The sequence below is a fragment of the Limnospira sp. PMC 289.06 genome, from assembly GCF_032350395.1.
Lineage (GTDB): Bacteria > Cyanobacteriota > Cyanobacteriia > Cyanobacteriales > Microcoleaceae > Limnospira > Limnospira platensis.
The window spans coordinates 1-265 of sequence record NZ_JARPLC010000579.1 but is presented as its reverse complement, the minus strand read 5'-3'; the positions used below and the strand labels follow the sequence as shown (position 1 = coordinate 265).

Here is a 265-nt window from a genome sequence, read left to right as displayed (position 1 = left end):
AACCAAAACCTGGCAGGGATGAAAAAAGCTGGAATAGGAATACCCACAATCCAAGACAGAGCAAGGCAAGCCTTGGTTAAGTCGGCTCTCGAACCTGAATGGGAATCGAGATTTGAAAGCACAAGCTATGGGTTCCGTCCCGGACGGTCAGCCCAGGATGCAATAGGCAGGATTTACGCTGCCATTAATAAAGGACAATATTATGTTCTTGATGCAGGTGCGAGACGTTCGGGTATGAAATAGGGCTGAAATGCCCGAAATAACT

Annotated in this window: 1 protein-coding gene; it reads left to right on the top strand. The window is 47.2% G+C overall.

What is annotated here, in order from left to right; all coding sequences use genetic code 11:
• The coding region (locus tag P5674_RS26325) for a reverse transcriptase domain-containing protein (RefSeq protein WP_315670535.1) at nucleotides 1-243 on the top strand (243 nt) is incomplete at its 5' end.
• Between the last annotated feature and the right edge of the window lie 22 nt (nucleotides 244-265).